We start from the raw sequence: 15,992 nt of genomic DNA on the forward strand, positions 1-15,992 counted from the left end.
CACTTAATTTAACCTTGCAGAAAGTTAAGTCCATTAACGTTATCTGGTAGCGTGATCCATTGCATTTAAGCTGCTACAGCTCTGCGCCGATAAATGGTGTAGGTATAGAGGTAATAAGACCGGCTGAGCATAGCGTGATCTAAATCAACCTTAAAAGACCAAAACGGCATAATGTAGAACAAATAGTTATTGAGCACTTTATTTGGCTGTATTAGCATCAGCATGGTGATTAGGTGATCTATTTATTGGTATTTTTTGACCAGGTCGTGCATCGCTACGGAGTGTAAAACGGTGACTCGTTTGGTTGATTGATCAAATAAAGCGTATAAAAGTGCTTGAGCGACCTTATCGGCGTCAATCGGGATCAGGTTTTTCAGACGACCAAATAGAAAAAATTGTCCTAATCTCATCACTCGTTGTAGCCAAATTTCATCATTTCGCGGCTGTTCACGTTGGCCGACTAATGGACCTGGACGAACAAACACTAGATGATCAAACCCAAGCCGACGAATGGTTTCTTCCATGCGTCCTTTGCAGCGTAAGTAATGAGAGCGGGCACTGGGATTGGCCCCGTAGCTAGAGACAATCGCAAGCCGAGTCACGCCCAAGATTTTCATACTGTGCGCCACTTGACAAACCAATTCAAAATCAACTTTCTCCAAAGCGTGTTTAGAGCCGGCTTGCTTGAGCGTTGTGCCGAGCGCGATAATGCCATACTGAGGGCGAGGCTGCTGCTCAGGCCAGTGGGTAATACTGAGTTCAGAATCAATCAACTCCGTTAATTTAGGATGAGGCAGCGATAAACTCCGTCGATTCAGTGCATAGATATGTTGGATGGCAGGTTCAGCTAATAAGCGTCGTAATACGCAAGAGCCGACTAAGCCAGTGGCGCCTGCAATCATTATCACCGGGTCTTGAGTTGTGTTATTCATACTGATTCCTAAAATCCGTCGCTATCCAAAGTGTGTATCCCCTTCGTACTTGAAGTTGCAGCGGTGTTGGTTGGGTTCGTTAACCCCAATCACATCGTTTGTCGATACTCATGGGGATTGACTCACTTGCCGCCTACCTGCAGTTCCAAGTCGTTTGGTTGTATGCTGATCATATCAAGTGGTTGACTATCAGCACGAATAACCCAACTCTAGTGCATTAGCAATATTTAGTGTTAGAATTCGGGGAGTTAAATCCGTTTGTGATGCTTACTTGCAGGTTATTCAGCGTTCGGGTTTTGATAAGTGAGATCCTCTCTACATAAATTGGCTAAACAATTCTTTACCATACCCGCTGTGCAATAAAGGAGTAGCGCATGACGACATCCCTCTTTCGCCGATCTTTTCTTTTCGATAGTTTGGATATTGACCAGCCGATGGTCAGCGAAGAAATCACCACTCAAGCAGGCGTCCGACTTAAACTGTGGCAACGTGGTGTCCTTGAAGTATTACCAGCACACTATTCTGCTGATAGTAAAAATATCGTTATATCTTGTGGTGTGCATGGTGATGAAACCGCGCCAATGGAGCTGGTCGATAAGATTATTGATGATATCATCAGTGGATTCCAACGTGTGCAGCAGCGCTGTTTATTTATCGTCGCTCATCCACAAGCCACTTTGCGCCATACCCGTTTTATAGAAGAAAATCTCAACCGATTATTTGATGATAAGCCTCATGCTGCGAGTTTAGAAGCGGATATCGCTACCAACTTAAAAGCGCAAGTCAGCCAGTTTTTTAATAAAACGGCACCAGAGACTCGCTGGCATCTCGATTTACACTGTGCGATTCGTTTGTCAAAGCACTATTCATTTGCTGTCAGCCCGAAAACTCGTCATCCAGTCCGTAGTCGTGCTTTGATGGCATTTATCGAGAGCGCACACATTGAAGCCGTCATGCTTTCTAATGCTCCTGCAAGTACCTTTAGCTGGTTCAGTGCCGAGCATTTTGCCGCGCAAGCCATGACCGTTGAACTCGGTCAAGTGGCAAAGCTGGGTGAGAATGATTTGGCACGCCTTGCTGCATTTGATCTCACCCTACGTGATTTAGTCGCAGCAGAGCAGTCGGAACATTTAGCCAAGAAAACCATCATGTATCGAGTGAGTCGAACGATTGTTCGCTTACACGAAGATTTTGATTTTCGCTTTGGTGACGATGTAGAAAACTTCACCTCTTTTATGCATGGGGAAGTATTTGGCCATGATGGCGATAAACCTTTAATGGCTAAAAATGAAGGGGAGGCGATTGTGTTTCCTAACCGCAATGTGGCGATTGGTCAACGTGCTGCCTTAATGGTTTGTAAGGTGGATACTCGATATGAAGATGATCAATTGGTCTATGATTAAGTAAAGCACTTGAGCTTCAATGGGGTTAACGATAAGGTTAGCCCCATTATTTTTTTATGCTGTTAGGCCGATGAACTTCAACCAATTAATTGCCAACAAACAGCGCCGCTGGCGATGGGTGATTGGTAGTTTTACTTGCCTGTTATTCATATTAAGTGCGACTTATTTAATGGTCGGTGAGCGTTTTATTGGGCTGGGTTCAGGTTGGACGATTCTTGAACAACAATTAGTTTTAGAGTTACGCCTACCTCGTTTACTGGCTGCGATTGTTATCGGTAGCGCACTGGCCTTGTCGGGAGCTACGTTACAGGTGCTATTGGGTAATGTATTAGCCGAACCGGGAATCTTGGGGATTTCTGGTGGTGCCAGTGTGGCGATGGTGATTGTCTTATTCTTTTTTCCTACCTTTGCTACGCCATCGCTGTTTATGTTAGCTGCCGTGATGGGCGCGTTAGTTTTTACCTTTCTTTTGGTATCGATTGCCAAGCTGACGAGTTTAACCACTACGCGTCTTTTACTGGTTGGGGTTGCTTTAGGCATCCTGTCCGGCTCGATAGTGACATGGGCTTTTTATTTTAGTGATAACTTGAGTCTAAGGCAGCTGATGTATTGGCTGATGGGCAGTTTAAGTGGTGTCAGTTGGTATCAACATGCTCTGTCTCTTTTGGCGTTACCCGTTATTATTTGGTTACTGTTTCAAGGACGATCTCTTGATCAATTGATGCTAGGTGAAACTCATGCCAAACAACTCGGATTAGACGTAATAGCAATACGTTGGAAATTGATTGTTGCTATCTCATTATTAGTTGGTGTGAGTGTTGCTTTAGCTGGCATCATTGGCTTCATTGGTTTGGTTATTCCACATTTGTTGCGTCTTGTATTGGGGAGTGAGCATCGCATGTTGTTGCCTGCTTGCGCTGTGTGTGGTGCTCTGCTGCTGGTGGCGGCTGATATGTTGGCAAGGCTTGCTCTTACGTCCGCCGAATTGCCTGTTGGTGTGGTGACGACAACCATTGGAGCCCCCATCTTTATTTGGATGCTGGTGAGAAGTCATGATAAACGTTAGTCATTTACACGTTGGGCAACGTTTACTGCCGCTCTCTTTTCAATCGGTAGCCGGAGAAGTGCTGCATGTGATTGGTCCTAATGGAAGTGGTAAAAGTACTTTATTAGCAGCGATAGCTGGGATGATCACTAGCCAAGGTTCGGTGCAGTTAGACGATGTTGATTTATTGTCACTCTCATTACCCGCACAAGCTCAGGTTCGTGCCTACTTATCGCAAAGTGATAAACCTGCTTTTTATCTTGATGTGTTTCAATATTTAGAGTTATCCCTTCCCCAAGGGGTCAGTTATCAGGAACCTCGAGTCAGCGAAGTACTACAAGAATTGGTCACACTGCTGGGTTTACAAAATAAGCTCTATCGTTCTATCCACCATTTATCGGGTGGAGAGTGGCAGAGGGTACGTTTAGCGGGTAGCTGCCTACAAATTTGGCCGACATTAAATCCATTTGGCCGATTACTGATCCTCGATGAACCTGCGGCTCCGTTAGATATTGCGCAAGAGCGACTGTTGTACGATCTCATTCAGCGTATTGCCAGTGATGGCATCACGGTCATTATGGCTAACCATGATTTAAATCGTTCGTTGCGTTATGCCGATAGGGTATTGCTATTGGATAATGGGGTCATGCATTCATTGGGTGAACCTCGGCAAGTGTTAACAGCCGAGCATATCCAACACGTTTTTCATACCGCCGTTCAACAAGTGGAGATTGCAGGGCAGCCTTATTTAGTCTTTGATTGATGGTGGTGCATCAAGCACCATCGTGGTTCAATAATGATTAGCCTTTGGCAATGGCGCTTTATGAAAATCCTTTATAAACAATAAGATGGTTGATTGTAAAAACTTGGCATGCCAATCGCATTAAACGTATTGATACATTCTCGTTCTTGTTAGACTTTGATAGTCTTTAGCCACCTTGCCCTTAAGGTGGCTTTTTTTATGCTTTTCCCTGCCTATTCTTGCTTATTTCATCGATGGGGAGTCATTGATGAGAATGAATGATGTTGCAGTTCACATTTTGATACAAATTGTGAACTAAGTGTGAACAATGAAAATTGATCGCTTTTTGAATCAAGTTCATAATCTGTTTCCCATTCAAGTATGGTTTGATTATGACAACATCAGAAAGAAAGCTTCGTGAGCGACAAGAAAGAGAACAACTGTTCTTAATGACCGCTTGCGACATGATTGAGCAAGATGGATTCTTGAATTTACACATGGCGAAATTGGCTAAGCAATGTCAATACGCGACGGGGACGCTCTATCAACATTTTGCAAGCCGAGAGGATTTATTGGCCGCTATTGTCGGCTTAAAGGCAGCGGATAGAACCGAACGTTTTGAATGTATTGCTCAATTGGAGGTCAGTGGGCGCGATAAAATGTTGGCTTTAGCGATTGCCGATCGTTTATTTCAACTGCGTTATCCGCAACATGCCAAATTAGAACAATACGTTTTTACGGAAGCAGTATGGGAAAATGTCTCTGTCACTCATAAGCAGAAAATTTTCCAATCCTGTAAACCAATTGGCGAGATCGTCAGTAGAATAACCCAAGATGCGCTTGATTGCGGTGAGCTGCCTGATTATGGCTATCACGCAATGGATCTCTCTTTAGCGCCTTGGGCGCAGTGTCAAGGCCACCATGCTTTGGTTAATGCCGATGGCTTACTAGAGGCATTAGCGGTATCACCTAATTCGATGCAACTTTATCGTAACATCACGATGCTACTTAATGGGATGGAGTGGCAGCCCTTATTATCACTGGAGGATAACGTTATTTTACAAAAAGTAACGGCATTGAAAATCGAACTAGAAAAGTATCCTGCTTTTCACTAACCCTTTTTATTTTTTAGGATCAACCAGCAAGGAGTTTTCATGTTAAAGCGCATGATCCTGATGTTAATCGTCAGTACGCTGATTTTTGGTGGCATTTTTGCCTACAAAGCGGTCGGCAACCATTTTATGAATCAATTTTTCGATAACATGCCGATTCCACCGGTAACCGTGACGGCTAGCGAAGTCACCACCGATGAATGGCAGCCCTTTGTCAGTGCAATTGGTAGTTTTGTCGCCGTTAATAGCACCGATTTAACCACTGAAGCGAGTGGTATCATCAACGGTATCCATTTTGCTAACGGTAGTAATATCAAAAAAGGGACGCTACTTGTCACTTTGGATGATTCGGTCGATAGAGCGGAGCTAAAAAGATTACAAGCCGTTGAAGAGTTAGCCAATATCGAGTTAACGCGTTATCAGCGTCTGTTCCGCGAGAAAAATGTCTCTGAGTCAGAGCTGCGTCGCAGTGAGAGTGAAGCCAAGCAAGCGTCTGCCGCAGTAGAAAGCCAACGAGCTCGGATTGCACAAAAGACCATTCTTGCCCCTTTTGATGGTATTGCTGGATTGCGCCAAGTCAGCTTGGGGCAGCTACTGTCTCCGGGTAGTGTCGTTGTCTCGTTACAATCATTTGCCCCAATTTATCTCAACTTCACTTTACCCGAGCAGCAGTTGGCTAATATTCGTCTAGGAGAAAGCGTGCAAGTCAACGTTGATTCCGTTGCTGGCCGAGTTTTCACCGGAAAAATTACTGCTATAGCGCCTTCAGTTCGCGAAGCAAGTCGAAGTATTGAAGTGCAAGCCACTCTGGATAACCAAGATCTCGCATTGCGTCCAGGTATGTTTGCTCGCGTGCAATTGGATACGGGGAAACCACGTTCAGTTAGCTTAATTCCGCAAACCGCGATTCAGTTTAACCCTTATGGTAACTCAGTATTTGTGATTGAAGAGCAAGATGACAAGTTAGTGGTACAACAACGGTTTGTGCAAACGGGTGAGCGCCGTGGCGATCTAATTGCGGTAGAACAAGGCTTATGGCGATCGGATTGTCACTTCCGGCTTACTCAAGTTACGTAATGGGTCACAAATCATAATTAGTGACAATCCGCGTGTTCAACCGAGTGCGGAAGTGAACCCATCACCCGCGAATCAGTAGGAGTATTCATGCGTTTTACTGATGTTTTTATTAAAAAACCGATCTTAGCGTCGGTGGTGAGCTTATTCATTATCTTACTTGGTTTACGAGCCATTATGGATATGAATGTTCGCCAATTCCCTGAGATCCAAAATGCGGTGATCAGTGTCAGTACCACTTATGTCGGAGCTGATGCGGATCTTATCCAAGGTTTTATCACCACACCATTAGAGCGGGAAATTGCCGCAGCAGAAGGGATTGATTATTTAGTCTCTACCTCGGTCGCGGGTAATAGTACCATCGAAGCGTATTTACGCCTCGATTACGATCCTAACCAAGCGTTGACGCAAATTGCTGCTCAGGTGAATAAGGTTCGCTCAGAGTTACCGGAAAACGCTCGTGAACCGGTGGTGACCTTAAAAGTCGGCGAAAGTGTCGCGGCGATGTATTTGGCGTTCTACTCAGAAGTATTGGGTGATAACCAAATCACCGATTACTTAGTTCGAGTTGTAGAACCTCAGCTATCGACCATTCCTGGCGTGCAACGAGCGGAAATTCTTGGTGCACGTACGTTTGCTATGCGAGTCTGGCTAGATTCAGTCAAAATGGCCGCGTATGGTTTAACGGGGAGCGATGTCGCGACGGCGTTACGCAGTAACAACGTATTAGCGGCGTTAGGTCGTACTAAAGGGCAGATGGTCGCTATTGACTTAACGGCGGCGACTGATTTACGCGATGTTGAAGAGTTTAAACAACTGGTGGTCAGCAGTGACGGTCAAAGCGTTGTTCGTTTAGCCGATGTTGCAGAGGTTGAATTAGGCGCTGAGAACTACGAGAGTTCGGTGAGCTTTAATGGCTTAGCTGCAACCTTTATTGGTATCGAAGTCTCTCCGGATGCGAATGCGTTGGATGTGATCGCTGATGTTCGTCAAGTGTGGGATCAAGATATTATTCCTCAATTGCCTCAAGGACTTTCTGCGTACATCGCTTATGACTCGACTGAATATATCGAAAATGCCATTGATGAAGTAGTGATGTCGATTATTTTGGCGTTGGCAATCGTTGTTTTCGTTATTTATGCGTTTTTAGGCTCATTTCGCTCGGTTATCATCCCTGCGGTGGCGATACCTGTATCGTTGATTGGTACTTTTTTCTTGATGTGGTTGTTGGGTTTCTCTATCAACTTACTGACGCTACTGGCGATGGTACTGGCGATTGGGGTTGTGGTCGATGATGCGATCATCATGCTCGAAAACATTCACCGTCATATTGAAGAAGGTAAAAGTCGTATTGATGCGGCGATCCAAGGGGCGCGTGAGCTTGCATGGCCAATCATTACCATGTCAACGACCTTGGTTGCGGTTTTTCTACCGATCGGTTTTGTTGGTGGTTTGACGGGCGTATTATTCGTTGAATTTGCGTTTACTCTTGCAGCATCGGTTATTCTATCGGGTATTGTTGCGTTAACGTTATCGCCAGTAATGTGTGCTTATATTCTTAAGCCACACAGCAGCGATAACAAAAAAGAGAAATCGCTTGAGCAGTGGTTAGATAAGCAGTTTGACCGATTACATCATTCGTACCAACGCACGCTGCACAGCTTACTGGATAGTAAGAGTGTCGTGTTAACCTTTGGTGCGATTGTACTGGTTTCTTGTTACTTCTTGTTTATCACCAGCCCTTCAGAGTTAGAGCCACCAGAAGACCAAGGTTTCGTGTTCTCTATTTTGGAAAGCGATAGCTATCATACGCTGGATGCACTGACAAAAAGTACTCGAGAACTGGATAGATTGGTTGATGATGTGGAAGAAATTGAGAACGTCTTCATCATTAATGGGTTGGGTGGAACCAACACGGCCATTGCTGGGATCGTGTTAGCGCCTTGGGAGCGTCGTGATAGGCTCACTCACGATGTGCTGGCTAAAGACATTCAGCCTTTTCTTGCTCAGCAACCCGGGCTCAATAGTTTTGCTTTAGTGCCACCGTCACTGCCCTCTCCGGGTGGGGGCACGCCGGTTGAATTTATCATCGGCTCAACTCAACCTTTTGAAGCACTGCAAGAGGTGGTACAAGAGATCTTAGGCCGAGCAATGGCGAGCGGACGTTTTATCTTTGTTGACAGCGATTTGAAAATTAATCGTCCTCGACAAACCGTTGAAGTGGATCGTGAAAAAGCGGCGCTGATGGGCGTGTCGATGCAGCAAATTGCCGCTGACTTAGGCAGTCTGCTGTCTGGCGCTGATACTGGACGCTTCTCACTGGATAACCGCTCTTATCGCGTGATTCCACAGGTTGAGCGCAGTGAGCGTCTAAATCCAGACCAGTTGACTAACTACTACACTCGCAACCAACAAGGGGAGTTAGTACCACTGTCTGCCTTAGTGACACTGAGTGAATCTGTTCAGCCACAAGCTCTACGTGGATTCCAACAGCTTAATGCGGTGAAAATTTCTGGTGTGCCACGTCCGGGTGTTCCACTCGGTGAAGCGTTAGCTGTACTGGATAATATTGCGGCAGAAGTGATGCCTGCTGGGTTTAGCGTCGATTATTCCGGACAATCTCGTCAATATAAGAGTGAGGGGCAGCAACTGGTTGTGACGTTCTTCTTTGCATTGATTGTGATTTTCTTGATCCTTGCCGCTCAGTTTGAGTCATTTAAGAACGCGATCATTATCATGGTTACCGTACCGATGAGTGTCTGTGGCGCATTGATTTTTACCAGCCTCGGCTTTACTAGTATCAACATTTATACCCAAGTGGGTTTGTTGACGCTGGTCGGGTTGATCGCTAAACACGGTATCTTGATTGTGGAATTTGCCAACCAATTACAAATGGATGGTAAGAGTAAGCGCGATGCGATTGAAGAAGCCACTGCGATTCGTCTACGGCCTATTTTGATGACGACCGCGGCAACCGTATTGGCGATGATCCCATTATTAATTGCGACCGGTGCTGGTGCTGGCTCTCGTTATGCGATGGGCTTAGTGATTGCCAGTGGCATGTCGATTGGTACGCTGTTTACCTTATTTGTTGTTCCGGCCATGTATTTACTGTTGGCTAAAGATTTACACCAAGGTCAAGTTGAGTCAGAGGCCTCAGCATAAGGCGATGGTGATTAATTCAGTCTAATAAAATGGCCGTCTCGTTAAAGAGACGGCCATTTTTATATTGGATAACCTTAGACAACACAATGATCCAATCAGTTTACGATTGGGTTAGCGCTGCTAAGTTCGCGGGACGATAATACACCGATTTTAGCACCTTACCTTGACGAATGGTTTTGCCTTCCATCACGACATCCTTAGCACATTTAGCAATGATGTAATCGCCTTTTTGTACTGCCGTCAGCGGGATATTTTGTTTGGCGTAAAACGCTTCAGTATCGATAAACTCTTGCTCGTTACGACAGACTTTGCTCATGTTTGAGGCATGCACTTCATCCCAGCAGGGAAGAAAATCTATCCCACGATTAACGGCAACATTTAACAGCAAATCAATAAGATAACTGATTGTTAGGTTGTCGATAATCTGAGTGTGCCCCAAATGCACCAGACGTCCCATTAAGACATAGACGCTATCAACAATCGCATCGGCTTGCTCGGTTTTACAGTCAGCTTCTGCCAGCTCAGTCAGCTCTTCAATAATTAAAGACGTATGCAGGGTATCGGCTTGGCTATCTAAGCTCGATGGATCAGCGACAGGGAGATCAAACGTATGACGAAATTCGCTAATATCACGATAGAGGTGTTGGTAGATATCTTCAGTCAACTTAGATAAATGCATGGTTTAGTCCGTGGTTGAAATAGTTTAAAGAGTGTATAGATAGGCGTTAATGGCAGCCGTTTAATCACCCACTTGGTTAATACCGTGGTGATTGTTGCTTCTCGTAAACGAACGACAATATCGGTCGATAGGAGAGCGAATAGTATTAGTTTAGCGCTTAGCGTTGAGGTATAAAAAGAGACAAGACGCGATCAGCGCCTTGTCTATGATCACTGGGATTATAGGTATAGCTTAGCCAGTTCAGAAGATTCCATCTCTTTACCGTCTAGTGTGGCATTCCAGTTTGGCCCAATTAGCACGCCGTCTTCGGCTAAAGTGATTAACCAATCTTCGACAAAGATATCCAGAGGGATCTCAAGCACTTCAAAATCAGACCACTCTTCAACGTTATGCAGTTGAGCATCTTCTTTTGAAGACCAAAAAGGCATCACTTCACTGTCTTCAAACTCAGTCGATTCACAAGAAAGCCAGCCTTCTTCATTGCGTAGTCCCCATACCAATTTGTTTTCTTGGGACTCTTTGATGAAAAGATCCAGGTTCGCTTGAATATCTGCTGTTAATTTGCTCATTTTATTCTCTCACTAAGAATGATGCGACTAGAGTAGCATTTTCAAGGCATAAATCCCATTAAGATTTCGATAATATCCGGTCACTGGCGAAGAGTCATTCGTCGCTTTTCTCGCTCCTATTGATTAAATAAATAAGGAAAAAGCGCCTTGCGTTCAGCGGGAGAGAGCTGACTAACACGTTGAATATTTATCTCAGGAATCGCTTCTGGGTTCGGATAATGTTTCAGTACTCTTTCCATGCTTTGTTCACGGATTAAATGAAAGATAGGATAGGGTGAACGGTTGGTTAAGTTCTCATCATCTTCTGGGCAGGTTCCAGCAAAACAATAATGAGGATGAAAGGTCGCGACTTGGAAAATGCCTTCCCAGTCTTGCTGACGAATCAAGGCTTCAACCCAATCGATAAAAAAGTTGTAGTCCATAAAGTCATCTAACATATTAGGGACCACTACTAAGGTTGTCTCTAGCTCTTGTGCTTCTTTCGTATCCAGTTCGAGTAATTGATCAAGAATATCTTGTAGCAGCGCTTCTTCACGGCTCGCTTGACTAACGAAAATTTTAATCTGCTGATTGCGTTGAGGTTTTGCAGCAAATGGACATAAGTTTAAACCAATCACGACGTCATTGAGCCATTGATTGACATGTTCGGTAATCGTTGAGGGACTAAGTGTTGACATAATGGTTGAGCACATTGATTAATACCCCTTTACCACTTGAAATCGCAGTAGTGTTGGCGAGCTTCGTCTATTCCCATCAGCATCGCTGATTGATATTGACGGGAATTGATTCACTGATCGCCTACCTATTGTTCCAAGTCGTTTGGGTATAGTGATGAATAAGCGTCTTAGCAGCGTAATACTACTCAGACATAGAGTAATATCAGATTGTATCGGTTACTTACTGTTGATCGCCACTTTTTCTTGCTTTGGGTATAGCTGCCAGCAAAGTAAGAACAAAATCAAATAACACACCGTGCCACCAAGAGTAACCATTACCCAGCCTCCCTGTTGCCAGCAATAGAGCAGGTAAAATCCGCCCAGACTACCTCCTACGTAGTAATGTACTAGGTACAGTGCGGTCGCGGTTGCTTTGGCTTGAACCGCTTTTTGACTGACCCAAGCATAAGCTAAGGTATGAGTGAAAAAAGCGCCGAAGCTTATCAAAAGTAAACCAAACACCATAAACCATAATGATTCGACGGCGGCCAGCCACATTCCGGCCATACTGACCATGGCACCAAGAATCATCCCGGCGACAGGATGATAATGCGATGTCCAGCGGTTTGTGAGTCGTGAGCTGATGGTGCCAGCGAGATAACAAAGAAAGATTAATGAGGCAATGCCAACGGGTAGCGCATACGGATCTGCGACTAATCGAAAACCCATTACCGAATAGAGATTAACGAACAAAGCAAAGTTGGTGCCACCGATGAGCATGGCTAACCATAAGTTACGTTGTCTTAGATGAGAGATTAGTGCTTGATTATGTTGTAAAAAACGCCCACGCTGTGGCGTAAAATGACGTTGTGCCGGCAAAGAAAAATAAACAATCAATGCGCCAAATAAAGTAAAGATAGCCATAGCAACGACGGCCGTTTGCCAGCCAAAAGCATCCGTTAACAACCCGCCAGCAATACGACCACTGATCCCTCCAAGTGAATTGGCGGCGATATATCCACCAATCGCTTTGTTAAACGCCTGTGGCGATAATTCTTCGACCATATAAGCCACCGCAACAGACGCAAAAGCGGCTAAGGCAATCCCCATCAAAGCTCGACTGATGATCAGTACCCATAATTGATCGCTCAACAGAGTGAGTAATCCAAACCATGGCATGGCAAATAACCCTAGTAGCATCACCCCGCGACGGCCAAAAACTTCAGAACTGATCGCCCAAGGTACTAAGCTTACCGATAATGCTAACGTTGAGGCGGCAAATAGCCAGTTAATTTGAGTTTCTGACACCGCAAAGTGGTGAGCCAGATAAGGCAACATCGGTTGGAAAAGATACAAGTTACAGAAGATCAAAAAAGATCCAAGTGCAAGAGCAAACGTAACTCGGCGATAGGCTTGGCTGTGTTGTTCAATCATACGTTTTATTGACCAGGTGAAGTCGTTAGGTAAGCTTAATGTGATCAAACTAGCAGTGTTATCTGGATTAATAAAATATATTATAAATATCGAAGCAATAACTTTAATTAATAGTCAATGGATAGTCGTCAATTACGGTATTTCCTTGCGGTGGTAGAGCATGAAAACTTTACCCACGCCGCACAGCACCTGCATATCGCTCAGCCTGCACTAAGTATTGCTATTAAAAAATTTGAGCAACAGCTGGGTGTCAATTTATTTAAGCGTGGTGATCGTAAGGTAAGCTTAACGCATGAAGGTACGGTATTAGTTGACCATGCTCGACGAATTTTGCAGCAAATCGACAATGCTCAATTAGCCATGGATGAACTCAAAGGACTGGTAAAAGGGGAAGTGCGCTTAGGTGCACCAAGTATGGTGGGCAGTTATTTTTTTCCACCGATCGTAATGGCGTTTAAAACCCAGTTTCCGAATTTAAAAATGACGGTCATTGATGCGGGAACCCAATCGATACGCAAAATGTTATTAGCAGGAGATCTCGATGTCGGCGTTATTTTAAATCAAGATGTGCCTGCTGATTTAGAAACTGACCCGTTACTCTCTTCCCCGATGGTTGCCGTTGTAGGCCAGCATCATCCACTGGCCGCTCAAACGCAGATCGATTTTAAGCAATTTTTTGAGCATCAACTGGTGATGTTTAAAACGGGCTATTTTCACCGTGAGTTCATTGATAAGGTGTGTAAAACACATCAACATGACGCAAAAATTGCTTTTGAGACCAACCTGTTACCGATGATCCTCAGCATTGTTAAACAAGAGCACGCGATTACTGCTTTATTGAAGCTGGTTGCGGATAATGAACCGGAAGTGAGAGCAATACCGTTCACACCTCCCGTCTCCATTGATCTCGCGTTAGCGTGGCGTAAAGAGGGCTATTTATCTAATGCCGATAGAACGTTTATCGAATTTGTAAAGCAATACGTTTAATCCGCCGCGCTTAGCTTTTTTGGGTATAGAGTCGTTCAAAATTACTGACGTTCCAGCCAATCAAGAGCTGATCGCCAATTTTGAGGACAGGGAGACTTCTTGCTCCTAGCGCATCTAGCTCTTTGCGGCCGCGCGCCATTTTGGCATTACACAAACGGTACTGAATACCTTTCGCATCCAAATAACGCTGGGCATCTTTACAGTGAGGGCACTTGTCTTTCACATAAAGGACAACACGTTTCATTCTTAGGTTCACTTTAACTAAAAGGGCGAATTCTAACGCTGGCCGAGCCGATGCACAAGCCGCCTTGTATTGGCAATGGGCATTACTTCTTGATCTATTTAAGTTACACTGCCACGTCAAAAATCGATGCGACAGAGTGAATTTATGCATCCTGTATTGAAGTATATTCAAGGTTATCCCACCTCGCTAATAGAACAAATTCAACAATTAATCACTCAAGATAAGTTGATCTCTTGGTTTGAGCAGCGTTACCCAGAGCGGCATGCTATCCAGAGTGAAAAAGCGCTGTTTAACTACACTATGGCGATTAAAAATCAGTATATGAAGAAGACGTCACCGCTGAGTAAAGTGGTGTACGATGGGAAAATTCATCTTATTAATAATGCGCTCGGTCTACACAGTTATGTTTCTCGGGTGCACGGCAACAAGATAAAAGCCAAAAATGAGATTCGTATTGCTAGTGCATTCAAACAAGCACCAGAGCCTTTATTACGTATGCTCGTTGTTCACGAATTGGCCCATTTACGTGAAAAAGACCACAATAAAGCGTTTTACCAACTGTGTTGTCATATGGAGCCTAATTATCATCAGTTAGAGTTTGATGCTCGGTTATACATGATGGTACTAGAATTGAGAGCTCAACAAGGTTAAGTCGTTCTGAAAGCGAAAATCTTAGATAAATTACGTGTATAATGACATCAGAGTCAAGAATATGGCTTATCTGCCGATAAATCAGTAAGAGGTATAAATAGCGCCTAAATCTAAGGAGGCCACAAATGGACATCGACTTCTATCTGCCATGTCAACCTGAGTGGCTTTGCGTGCCCTTTATGACCGTCTTTGGTTTACTACTCTTAGCTGGGCTGATTAAGTTTATTCGCATTGCTTATCGTGAATATAAGAAAATTGAACGTGCCAAAGCCGTTAAAAAGCAGCGCCGTGTCAATTATCGCGAGCGCAAAGGCGGCAGAGATGGTCGCCCAACTAACATCAAAAAATAGTTAGACCAGCTCTGCTAATAATGCCTGATATTTGTTTTCTAACGCAGGATTGCCGCTGCGTTTTTCTAGTTCAATCAATAGCTCTAAGGATGTCTTTTGATAACCATATTGTTGATGGAACTTCATTAAACGCAGCCGTGCTGGAATAAATTGGTCATCATCAATCTCCAACTTAGCCAGTTGTAGGATTGATCGAGCACGGTTAGGGTCATGATCTAACGAACGTTCGAAATAATAGTGCGCTTTTTGTTTATCGCCCGATTTTAAAGCGCAAAATCCTGCATTCTCATAGCTGGCGGGGATCAGATAATAGTAAGGCTGCTCAACGGCACGCATAAAATATTGATCGGCTCGGCTATATTCCCCTTGTTTACACAAAAAGGCACCGTAGTTATTAAGCACATTACCATTTCTGGGGTGCTCCCTTAATGCGGTTTGATAAAGCTGCTGCGCCGTTTCATTCTCTCCCACTATTTCAAAGTAGTGCGCCATGGAGAGCTGAGCGCGATAGTAGTGTGGCGCATGTTGGAGCGCTTTTTGTAGGCTTTGCCGAGCTTTTACCCGGTTACCTTGTTCGAGATAACCTAACCCTAACGCAATTCTTGATTCTGCCATTTCAATTGGAGTACTTCGTAATTCTGCTTGTCCCTGTTCAGTCATAGTAACGCAGCCACTTAGCCACAAGACACTGATCCCTAATCCCAATGCGGATCCCCATTTCATGCCATTTCTCCATTCAGCGACGTTGTGATGTTTGTTTACTCGAATTTTCAGTAGTGTCATCGCACTGATTCACTGGCATCACATTATCGATAGGACTCATCAGAGTGATTGAAGGATCTTGGCGAAGCCCAAATACAGCCGTAAATTCAAGTTGTTGTGGAGCTTATAATAGAATGATTGGGCGTTTGAAAAATGGCTAACCGACAAGGATGCGAGTCAGTTAGCA

General features: G+C 44.3%; 16 protein-coding genes. 9 read left to right on the forward strand and 7 right to left on the reverse strand.

The features are described 5' to 3' along the window. Positions 1 to 242: 242 nt before the first annotated feature. Entirely contained in the window at positions 243 to 932 is a 690-nt protein-coding gene (locus VIB_RS06275) for an NAD(P)H-binding protein (protein WP_004395129.1), read from the reverse strand. Between the two features lie 374 nt (positions 933 to 1,306). Between VIB_RS06275 and VIB_RS06280 the strand changes: the two genes are divergently transcribed. The 6 genes from VIB_RS06280 (at position 1,307) to VIB_RS06305 (ending at position 9,473) form a co-directional block, all read left to right on the forward strand. Then, positions 1,307 to 2,335: a succinylglutamate desuccinylase gene (locus VIB_RS06280; RefSeq protein WP_040904255.1), complete on the forward strand. Its 1,029-nt coding sequence runs from the start codon at positions 1,307 to 1,309 to the stop codon at positions 2,333 to 2,335. A 70-nt stretch (positions 2,336 to 2,405) separates the two neighbouring features. Then, the gene (btuC, locus tag VIB_RS06285) at positions 2,406 to 3,401 is read left to right on the forward strand and encodes a vitamin B12 ABC transporter permease BtuC (protein ID WP_040904257.1); all 996 of its coding nucleotides are present in this window, start codon (positions 2,406 to 2,408) and stop codon (positions 3,399 to 3,401) included. Continuing rightward, positions 3,388 to 4,143 (forward strand): vitamin B12 ABC transporter ATP-binding protein BtuD, encoded by a 756-nt coding sequence (btuD, locus tag VIB_RS06290; RefSeq protein WP_004395132.1) that lies wholly within the window; start codon positions 3,388 to 3,390, stop codon positions 4,141 to 4,143. The genes btuC and btuD overlap by 14 nt, the downstream gene beginning before the upstream one ends. A 371-nt stretch (positions 4,144 to 4,514) precedes the next feature. Continuing rightward, complete coding sequence (locus VIB_RS06295) at positions 4,515 to 5,237, forward strand: TetR/AcrR family transcriptional regulator (protein WP_004395133.1); 723 nt, start codon at positions 4,515 to 4,517, stop codon at positions 5,235 to 5,237. A gap of 39 nt (positions 5,238 to 5,276) precedes the next feature. Continuing rightward, the gene (locus tag VIB_RS06300; RefSeq protein ID WP_004395134.1) at positions 5,277 to 6,311 is read left to right on the forward strand and encodes an efflux RND transporter periplasmic adaptor subunit; all 1,035 of its coding nucleotides are present in this window, start codon (positions 5,277 to 5,279) and stop codon (positions 6,309 to 6,311) included. A gap of 87 nt (positions 6,312 to 6,398) precedes the next feature. Next, positions 6,399 to 9,473, forward strand: coding sequence for an efflux RND transporter permease subunit (locus VIB_RS06305; RefSeq protein ID WP_004395135.1), 3,075 nt, complete (start codon positions 6,399 to 6,401; stop codon positions 9,471 to 9,473). Between the two features lie 100 nt (positions 9,474 to 9,573). Here VIB_RS06305 and VIB_RS06310 read toward each other — a convergent pair whose 3' ends face one another. The 4 genes from VIB_RS06310 to VIB_RS06325 form a co-directional block, all read right to left on the reverse strand. Next, complete coding sequence (locus tag VIB_RS06310; protein WP_004395136.1) at positions 9,574 to 10,152, reverse strand: nucleoside triphosphate pyrophosphohydrolase family protein; 579 nt, start codon at positions 10,150 to 10,152, stop codon at positions 9,574 to 9,576. 218 nt (positions 10,153 to 10,370) lie between these two features. Continuing rightward, a complete protein-coding gene (locus tag VIB_RS06315; protein WP_004395137.1) occupies positions 10,371 to 10,721 on the reverse strand; it encodes a DUF2750 domain-containing protein in 351 nt (116 codons plus the stop codon). Positions 10,722 to 10,837: 116 nt separating this feature from the next. Beyond that, positions 10,838 to 11,398, reverse strand: coding sequence for a DUF1415 domain-containing protein (locus VIB_RS06320; RefSeq protein ID WP_115342677.1), 561 nt, complete (start codon positions 11,396 to 11,398; stop codon positions 10,838 to 10,840). Positions 11,399 to 11,614: 216 nt separating this feature from the next. Then, the gene (locus VIB_RS06325) at positions 11,615 to 12,811 is read right to left on the reverse strand and encodes an MFS transporter (RefSeq protein ID WP_004395139.1); all 1,197 of its coding nucleotides are present in this window, start codon (positions 12,809 to 12,811) and stop codon (positions 11,615 to 11,617) included. A 117-nt stretch (positions 12,812 to 12,928) separates the two neighbouring features. Here VIB_RS06325 and VIB_RS06330 point away from each other — a divergent pair, with 117 nt between their 5' ends. After that, positions 12,929 to 13,798 carry a LysR family transcriptional regulator gene (locus VIB_RS06330; RefSeq protein ID WP_004395140.1) on the forward strand — a complete coding sequence of 290 codons (870 nt, stop codon included), beginning with the start codon at positions 12,929 to 12,931 and terminating at the stop codon, positions 13,796 to 13,798. A gap of 10 nt (positions 13,799 to 13,808) precedes the next feature. Here VIB_RS06330 and VIB_RS06335 read toward each other — a convergent pair whose 3' ends face one another. Next, positions 13,809 to 14,042, reverse strand: coding sequence for a glutaredoxin family protein (locus VIB_RS06335; protein ID WP_040904261.1), 234 nt, complete (start codon positions 14,040 to 14,042; stop codon positions 13,809 to 13,811). Between the two features lie 144 nt (positions 14,043 to 14,186). On the opposite strand from VIB_RS06335, the gene VIB_RS06340 reads away from it, so the two are divergent. Together VIB_RS06340 and VIB_RS06345 are read left to right on the forward strand one after the other, a co-directional pair. Then, on the forward strand, positions 14,187 to 14,693 hold the full coding sequence (locus tag VIB_RS06340) for a M48 metallopeptidase family protein (protein WP_040904263.1): 507 nt from the start codon (positions 14,187 to 14,189) through the stop codon (positions 14,691 to 14,693). Positions 14,694 to 14,818: 125 nt separating this feature from the next. Continuing rightward, positions 14,819 to 15,043 carry a hypothetical protein gene (locus VIB_RS06345; RefSeq protein ID WP_004395142.1) on the forward strand — a complete coding sequence of 75 codons (225 nt, stop codon included), beginning with the start codon at positions 14,819 to 14,821 and terminating at the stop codon, positions 15,041 to 15,043. On the opposite strand, the gene pilW is transcribed toward VIB_RS06345, so the two are convergent. Then, positions 15,044 to 15,766 carry a type IV pilus biogenesis/stability protein PilW gene (pilW, locus tag VIB_RS06350; RefSeq protein ID WP_004395143.1) on the reverse strand — a complete coding sequence of 241 codons (723 nt, stop codon included), beginning with the start codon at positions 15,764 to 15,766 and terminating at the stop codon, positions 15,044 to 15,046. Positions 15,767 to 15,992: the final 226 nt, after the last annotated feature.

This window comes from Vibrio metschnikovii CIP 69.14 (assembly GCF_000176155.1).
Taxonomy (GTDB): domain Bacteria; phylum Pseudomonadota; class Gammaproteobacteria; order Enterobacterales; family Vibrionaceae; genus Vibrio; species Vibrio metschnikovii.

Coding starts and splice junctions, on each gene's coding strand:
- VIB_RS06275 (WP_004395129.1), bottom strand. CDS start 932: ATGAATAACACAACTCAAGACCCGGTGATAATGATTGCAGGCGCCACT.
- VIB_RS06280 (WP_040904255.1), top strand. CDS start 1,307: ATGACGACATCCCTCTTTCGCCGATCTTTTCTTTTCGATAGTTTGGAT.
- btuC (WP_040904257.1), top strand. CDS start 2,406: ATGAACTTCAACCAATTAATTGCCAACAAACAGCGCCGCTGGCGATGG.
- btuD (WP_004395132.1), top strand. CDS start 3,388: ATGATAAACGTTAGTCATTTACACGTTGGGCAACGTTTACTGCCGCTC.
- VIB_RS06295 (WP_004395133.1), top strand. CDS start 4,515: ATGACAACATCAGAAAGAAAGCTTCGTGAGCGACAAGAAAGAGAACAA.
- VIB_RS06300 (WP_004395134.1), top strand. CDS start 5,277: ATGTTAAAGCGCATGATCCTGATGTTAATCGTCAGTACGCTGATTTTT.
- VIB_RS06305 (WP_004395135.1), top strand. CDS start 6,399: ATGCGTTTTACTGATGTTTTTATTAAAAAACCGATCTTAGCGTCGGTG.
- VIB_RS06310 (WP_004395136.1), bottom strand. CDS start 10,152: ATGCATTTATCTAAGTTGACTGAAGATATCTACCAACACCTCTATCGT.
- VIB_RS06315 (WP_004395137.1), bottom strand. CDS start 10,721: ATGAGCAAATTAACAGCAGATATTCAAGCGAACCTGGATCTTTTCATC.
- VIB_RS06320 (WP_115342677.1), bottom strand. CDS start 11,398: ATGTCAACACTTAGTCCCTCAACGATTACCGAACATGTCAATCAATGG.
- VIB_RS06325 (WP_004395139.1), bottom strand. CDS start 12,811: ATGATTGAACAACACAGCCAAGCCTATCGCCGAGTTACGTTTGCTCTT.
- VIB_RS06330 (WP_004395140.1), top strand. CDS start 12,929: ATGGATAGTCGTCAATTACGGTATTTCCTTGCGGTGGTAGAGCATGAA.
- VIB_RS06335 (WP_040904261.1), bottom strand. CDS start 14,042: ATGAAACGTGTTGTCCTTTATGTGAAAGACAAGTGCCCTCACTGTAAA.
- VIB_RS06340 (WP_040904263.1), top strand. CDS start 14,187: ATGCATCCTGTATTGAAGTATATTCAAGGTTATCCCACCTCGCTAATA.
- VIB_RS06345 (WP_004395142.1), top strand. CDS start 14,819: ATGGACATCGACTTCTATCTGCCATGTCAACCTGAGTGGCTTTGCGTG.
- pilW (WP_004395143.1), bottom strand. CDS start 15,766: ATGAAATGGGGATCCGCATTGGGATTAGGGATCAGTGTCTTGTGGCTA.